This window comes from Chitinophaga sp., from assembly GCF_035564935.1.
Classification (GTDB): Bacteria; Bacteroidota; Bacteroidia; order Chitinophagales; family Chitinophagaceae; genus Chitinophaga.
Map to the genome: position 1 here is coordinate 1 of NZ_DATMTE010001033.1, position 7,140 is coordinate 7,140.

Consider the following 7,140-nt stretch of genomic DNA (forward strand, 5'->3'; position numbering starts at 1 on the left):
GCGCTGGATAAAGACCAGGACGGCTTTGAACTGGAACTGAAAGAGTTTGGGGCCTGCTTTGCTACAAAAGATCTGCAGGAAGGCGCGGCAGCCTTTATCCAGAAAAGACAGGCGAATTTTACCGGGGAATAGCTTGCTGCCCAAACCGTAAAGCCGTACTTTTGTAGCCTTAAAAGTTTAAGTCATGGAATTTAGAATAGAGAAAGACACAATGGGCGAGGTAAAAGTGCCTGTAAATGCCTATTATGGCGCTCAAACACAGCGCTCCATTGAAAATTTCAAGATCGCGCAGGACATCAACAAAATGCCGAAGGAAATTATCAAGGCATTCGCTTACCTGAAGAAAGCGGCAGCTATCACCAATCTCGAAGCGGGTGTATTACCCAAAGAGAAAAGTGACCTGATTGGCCAGGTATGCGATGAAATACTGGAAGGCAAGCTGGACGACCAGTTTCCGCTGGTAGTATGGCAAACAGGTTCCGGTACCCAATCTAACATGAACGTAAACGAAGTGGTAGCTTACCGCGCCCACGTTATTCATGGCGGTCAGCTTACTGATAAGGATAAATTCGTTCACCCGAACGATGATGTGAATAAATCACAGTCGTCTAACGACACCTTCCCTACCGCCATGCACATTGCGGCTTATAAAATGCTGCTGGAAGTAACTATTCCAGGCATTACGAAGCTTCGTGACACGCTGGCTAAAAAAGCGGAGGCATATAAAAATGTGGTAAAGATTGGCCGTACCCACTTCATGGATGCTACGCCACTTACACTGGGCCAGGAAATCAGCGGCTATGTAGCCCAACTGACGCACGGCCTGAAGGCTATCAACAATTCATTGCCTCACCTGAGTGAACTGGCATTGGGTGGTACCGCTGTTGGTACTGGTATCAATACTCCTAAAGGGTATTCTGAAAATGTAGCGAAGAATATTGCAAAGCTAACCGGGTTGCCTTTTATTACTGCTGAAAATAAATTTGAGGCCCTGGCTGCACACGATGCGATTGTAGAGGCGCATGGCGCCCTGAAAACAGTAGCAGTAAGTTTAATGAAGATAGCCAACGATATACGCATGCTAAGCTCCGGCCCGCGCGCAGGTATTGGCGAAATTCATATCCCCGACAATGAGCCGGGGTCATCTATCATGCCGGGCAAAGTTAATCCCACCCAGTGCGAAGCGCTCACCATGATTGCTGCACAGGTAATGGGCAATGATGTGGCGATCAGCATTGGTGGCGCAAATGGCCACTTTGAGCTGAACGTATTCAAACCGGTGATGATTTTTAACTTCCTGCACTCAGCCCGTTTGATCGGTGATGGTTGCGTAAGCTTCAACGATAAATGCGCTGAAGGCATAGAGCCAATTGAAGCCAACATCAAAAAGCATGTGGAAAATTCTCTTATGCTGGTAACTGCACTGAACACAAAGATCGGCTATTATAAAGCCGCTGAAATTGCGCAGAAAGCCCATAAGGAAGGCACTACCCTGAAGGAAATGGCGGTAAAACTTGGTTATGTAACCCCGGCCGAATTTGATGAGTGGGTGGTACCTGCCAACATGGTAGGAGAAATCAAGTAAATACAGATCATATTTATGGAAGAAAAGAGTCCCGCTAACAACGGGGCTCTTTTTTTTATTATCTTCCCTGTAAATAAGTACTATAGCCATGGACATACTCCTCTTCAGTGCACAGCCATACGATATTTATTATTTTAATCAGAGCAACAAGTCCGGTGAACACCGTTTCCGTTTCCTGGAGGTGCAGTTAAATGAAGATAATACTGCCCTGATCAAAGAAGAAAAGGTTGTTTGCGTGTTTGTGAACGATAAGGTGGATGCCGCTGTAATTGATATACTCCGGCAAAAGAGGGTACGGTTAATTGCCTTACGTTGCGCAGGATTCAATAATGTAGATCTCAAAGCTGCCGCAGCAGCAGGCATTAAAGTAGTGCGGGTACCGGCTTACTCGCCCCATGCTGTGGCGGAACATGCCGTTGCTTTGCTGCTGGCACTGAACAGGAAAATATATAAATCGTATAACCGTGTACGTGATGGAAACTTTACACTGAATGGCCTGGAAGGTTTTGATCTCTTCAATAAAACAATTGGTGTAGCAGGCACGGGAAATATCGGCGCTGTATTTTGCAGGATTATGCTGGGCTTCGGTTGTAAGGTATATGCCCACGATATTTATGAGAATGAGGAACTGATGGAGCTGGGTGTAAAGTATGTTCCGCTTGAAACCATTTTTTCGCAATCAGAAGTGATATCGCTGCATTGCCCGCTGATGGAAAGTACCTGGCATATGATCAATGAACAGTCTATTGCCACTATGAAAACAGGTGTGGTGCTGATCAATACCAGTCGTGGTGGTTTAATAGATACCGCGGCGGTAGTAGCCGCATTGAAGGTAGGGCATATAGGCGCATTGGGGATAGATGTGTATGAGCAGGAAGAGCACCTGTTTTTTCAGAATTTCTCCGGAAGTATTATCCAGGATGATGTGTTATCAAGATTGACAACATTCCCCAATGTACTGGTAACTGCCCACCAGGGCTTTTTTACAAAGGAGGCGCTCACGCAGATAGCGGAAGTAACGCTGAACAATATACGTAGTTTTGAGAAAGAGGGAATAGTATTAAACGAGGTGAAGTAAGGTGTCGATAATAGTACGAAGGCTTAAAATAATAATAAGCACTCCTACCATTATCATTAAGGGTTTGCGTTTTAGTTTGCGCACCAGGATGGCGGCAAACGGAGAGGCAATCACACCGCCGGTCACCAGTCCTGCGATTACCTGCCAGCTGGAGATACCGGTAAAGATGAGGAACGTGGCAGCGCTGGAAAGCGAGATAAAAAATTCTGCTGCATTTACAGAACCAATGGTATAATGTACGGTACGGCCTTTACTCAGTAAGGTGGAAGTAACAATAGGTCCCCAGCCACCTCCGCCAATGGCGTCCATAAACCCACCGGCAAAGGCCAGCGGGCCGAGTCTCTTTGTTTTTGTTTTCCTTTTATTTTTCCGGATCCCTTTCCGGATCACAATAATGCCGAGGATCAGCAGGTAAGCGCTGATAAAGGGTTTAATAACATCTCCATCTATCTTGTCTGCTAACAGGTAGGCGCCTGAAACAGCACCGATCATGCCTGGTATGAGCAGGCAAAGGAATAGTTTCTTATTAACGTTACCCAGTTTAAAATGTGCAAAGCCGGAAGCGCCGGTAGTAAATACTTCCGCCACATGCACGCTGGCGCTGCTGACGGAGGGAGATACCCCCAGTCCTAATAATAACGACGATGAAGTGGCGCCGTAAGCCATGCCCAATGCACCGTCTACCAGTTGTGCGCACAATCCCACAATAATATAAAACAACAATTCTGTAGTGAAAAGAGCGTGAAAGAACCGGCGTACATCTCCCTGTACGGCGTCCGGAACTTCGTAGTAATAGAGGGCTGTTAAGCCGGTAACGATCAGCAACGATACAACGGCAATATGCCACCATTTGAAGGAGGACTGCGGCTTTGCGGAAGCGGTGCCGGCAACAGCTGTTGTACGTGTAGTCATACCAGTTATATTAGTGATTTTTAGAACAGGGATGCAGTTTTGCAGCTGCACCCCTGCATTTCAGCAACTATTATTATTTACCTCTCTGAAAAACGTTGTCATATGTTAAGCTCAGGTAGTATAATCCCCCGATAGTTGGACCGCCAACATACTGGAAGTACTTAGCGTTCAGGATATTGGAAGCCCCGAGTTTAAAGGATGTTTTGATTTTTGGTACGCGGTAAGTGATCTGCGCATCTACTGTGTTGTAGGAAGGCACATCGCCGTTACCAAAGAGGTTTTGCCAGTAGAAAGTATTTTGCCAGTGCCATACTACATTGAAGCCGATGTTTTTATACACATTGCGGTTACCGATGCTTACGTTGCTAAACCAGTCCGGTGTATTAAAGCCCGGGATCAAAGCATCATCCTTTGTTTTATCCTGGGCCAGTTTATTGTAGTTGGCATTACCGCTGATGGTGTAAGTTTTGTACAGATCGTAGGTAACAGCTACAGCAAAACCGTAGTTGTTTACGGTAGATTTACTATTGGTCCACACGCGGTAACGATCCTGCTGTGCTTTATCCAGCATCTGGTTCAGCACTGTTTGATCGGGATTGTTAACATTACCTGTTTTAGGTACCACTGCTTCAATTTGCCCGATAAAGTGTTTGTAGGAGCTATAGTAGCCATCCACATCAATAAAGAGTTTATTATCGAGCAGTACTGCTTTGTAGCCGGCTTCAAAGGAAGTGATCTGTTCAGGAACGATAGGATCAAGGTTGGCCACTTTCAGTACGCCGGCATTTTTGGCGGCAGCTGCTTCTTTTGAAATATGTTCCGCATTGATGGTTTTATTTACGGCTACGCCAAACGCATCAACAGAGCTGGTGAGGTAAGAGTTTTTAAAGTAGCCCAGTCCTTCTTCAATAAAAGCAAGACCGCCGACACGTCTTACCTGTCCGTTGTTTACGAAGGAATATGCTTCAAACAGGGAGGGGAACCGGAATCCGTTTTGCCAGGAGAGGCGGAAATTGTGTTTGTCTTTGATGCTGTAAACAGCCGCGATGCGTGGGTTCACTTTACCATCGAACTGTTCGTTCTTATCGTAGCGCAGGGAGCCGGTGAGCTTTAATGCGTCGTTAAAGAATGTTTTGCTGATTTGTGCGAAGCCACCATATTTGCCGTACCAGATATGTTTGCCACCGGGTTCATTGCGTTTATCGAGCGGGCGGGAGAAGTCCACGAAGTTGTTGCCATCAGGGATGATTTCATAGGTACGGTAATCGGCGCCTACCAGTACATCAGCGAAGTGGATGTATTTGCGCAGGTTCCAGGTGCCTTCTGTGTGATAGAACCGGCTTTTTTGCAGCAAGGCTGCACCGCCGCTGGTGTTTTCCGGGTTTTTGGAAGTTGGGTAAATATCCCAGTCGTTGATGCTTTTTATTTTAGCTAATTGTGCATCAAATGCAGGGGTGCCCGGGGTCCATCTGCCGGCATCGGCAAAGGAGCGTGCGGCAGCGTGAGCGGCTACCAGGTTGGAACCAGCTGTGAGGGCGTTGTTAAGACCGGTGGTATAATCTGCCAGCCATTTTTTATCTGGTTTGAATGATTTTTCGAGGTTATCTGCCAGCGGATTCATGTTGTAGGAATCGCCTGTATTTTCGATGGAGATGTAGGAGCGTACCGTAAAGTCGGGGTGTACCAGTTCCAGTTTACCGTTTTGCACAGTTACGCCTCTGAGGCCGATACGGTTACCGCGCTGGAAGAAGCCGTCCATTTCGCCATAGCGGTAGGAAGCAGACAGTTCTACCTTGTGTGGTAAGCGGAAATTGAAGGAGACATCGGCTTTTTTATTCTTAACGGTATAGTCGCCCACAAGATCTTTTTCCCAGTATCCGGTGCGGTGTACCGTGTAAGCGCGGCCGTCTTTATCAATTACCTGGAGGTTGGAGTTATCCCCGTATTTATTCCATGCGTCGTTGGCGATGTTATTGGCGCCGCTGAGTTCGGGGAAATCCGGGTTGGCTTTTGATTGAGGGGAAAAGTCGTTGTGACTGTCGGCATACCAGTCTGTACCCTGCATGTAGCTCAGGTTGATTTTCCAGGCGAACCAGGGAGTGTATTGTTGTGCATAACGTACAGCCGTTTCCGTGAGCAGTTTGGCGCCGCCGTCGTCGCCAACATGGTTTACGGCTACTTTCTGGTAAACGCTTACGCCCTGGTACTGGAATGGATTTTTAGTGATCAGGTTGGACATTCCGTTGATGGCGTTCATGCCATATAAGGCGGAAGATGCGCCGGGGGTAACTTCCACACTGGAGATGTCCAGTTCTGTGGGGCCGATGGCGTTGCCCAGTGGTACACCGAGGGTGGCAGCCTGGTTATCCACACCATCTACCAATTGCATGAAGCGGAAGTTGTTGGGAACGTTGAAGCCACGGGTATTGAATACTTTAAAAGTAAGACCGGCAGTGGTCATTTGCACGCCTTTCAGGTTGCCGAGGGCATCATAGAAAGTGGAAGAAGGGGTTTCCTTGAGCGCCCTGATGTCCAGTTTTTCGATGGCCACCGGTGAGCGGAGCAGTTTTTCCTGCTGCCGGGAAGCGGATACCACCACTTCATTTACGAGCAGTGATTGGGTGTATAACTGGATGGCCAGTTTGCTGCTGCTGCTTTTTACTTCAAACTCCTGGGGCTGATAGCCTATGAGCCTGATAACCAGCTTCAAGGGGAATTTGGAGTTGGTGGTTACTTCAAAGCGGCCGGTGGTATCGGTTTGAGCGCCGAAGGAAGTGCCTTTGATCTGAACAGAAGCACCGGGAAGTGCCACCCCGTGGTCATCTGTGATTTTACCCTGGATTACGTACGAGCCATTCAATTGAGCTTGTACCAGTGCCGGGCTGAATACCAACATTAAGAACAGGTATTTTGCCAGCATTAAAAACTTTTGCATGTGCTGAAAACATTATTGATTCTGGAATGATAAACTGATAAGAGGACCTTTTTCGATGTCTTGCCTCAACATCGTGCTGTAAATGAATGTTTTGTAGAGGATATTATCATATAGTCTATAGAATTAGTAGACAAATATAATTCGGGTATTTTTCATTTCAAAGCAAATGCCGGTATTATTTGGAAAAAGCCGGGGCATAACTGCGGTCAGGACTGCACCTGGGATTATAATCCATTCAGGGTGAGGTGATTGCAGCGGAGGTTGTCTGACTCAGGATTACGCTGATTATACTGATTACACTGATTTTGTTTTTTTGAAATGCAGCGGAGGTTATCCTTTTTCTGAATTAAGATAATATTATAATGCGGGTGGAAAATTTTCAAAAGATGATCATTAATTCCACCTTCAATCCCTTTGAATTTTCCGAAAAATGTGGAAAAATCAAATTATCGCTGTTGTTCAGCGGAAAATCTTTCTCTTTCATTAATCATCTCAAAAATAGATCAGCATCACTTTAACAATCTCTCTCTGCTGCATTCAAAAACTAAAGCAGCAAAATCATCCTGAGTCAAACAATCTTTGCTTCATTCAAAAACAAATCAGTATAATCAGTATAATCCTGAGCCAGAC

Annotated in this window: 4 protein-coding genes; 2 read left to right on the forward strand and 2 right to left on the reverse strand. The window is 46.3% G+C overall.

Going from position 1 to position 7,140, the window contains the following annotated elements; translation table 11 throughout:
• Positions 1 to 184: 184 nt before the first annotated feature.
• Together fumC and VN105_RS26920 are read left to right on the forward strand one after the other, a co-directional pair.
• Entirely contained in the window at positions 185 to 1,585 is a 1,401-nt protein-coding gene (gene fumC / locus VN105_RS26915) for a class II fumarate hydratase (RefSeq protein WP_325646085.1), read from the forward strand.
• Positions 1,586 to 1,673: 88 nt separating this feature from the next.
• Positions 1,674 to 2,663, forward strand: coding sequence for a 2-hydroxyacid dehydrogenase (locus VN105_RS26920; protein WP_325646087.1), 990 nt, complete (start codon positions 1,674 to 1,676; stop codon positions 2,661 to 2,663).
• Here VN105_RS26920 and VN105_RS26925 read toward each other — a convergent pair.
• Together VN105_RS26925 and VN105_RS26930 are read right to left on the reverse strand one after the other, a co-directional pair.
• Positions 2,646 to 3,575: a sulfite exporter TauE/SafE family protein gene (locus VN105_RS26925; protein WP_325646089.1), complete on the reverse strand. Its 930-nt coding sequence runs from the start codon at positions 3,573 to 3,575 to the stop codon at positions 2,646 to 2,648. The two genes, VN105_RS26920 and VN105_RS26925, sit on opposite strands and share 18 nt — an antisense overlap.
• Positions 3,576 to 3,648: 73 nt before the next feature.
• Positions 3,649 to 6,510 (reverse strand): TonB-dependent receptor, encoded by a 2,862-nt coding sequence (locus VN105_RS26930; protein WP_325646091.1) that lies wholly within the window; start codon positions 6,508 to 6,510, stop codon positions 3,649 to 3,651.
• Positions 6,511 to 7,140: the final 630 nt, after the last annotated feature.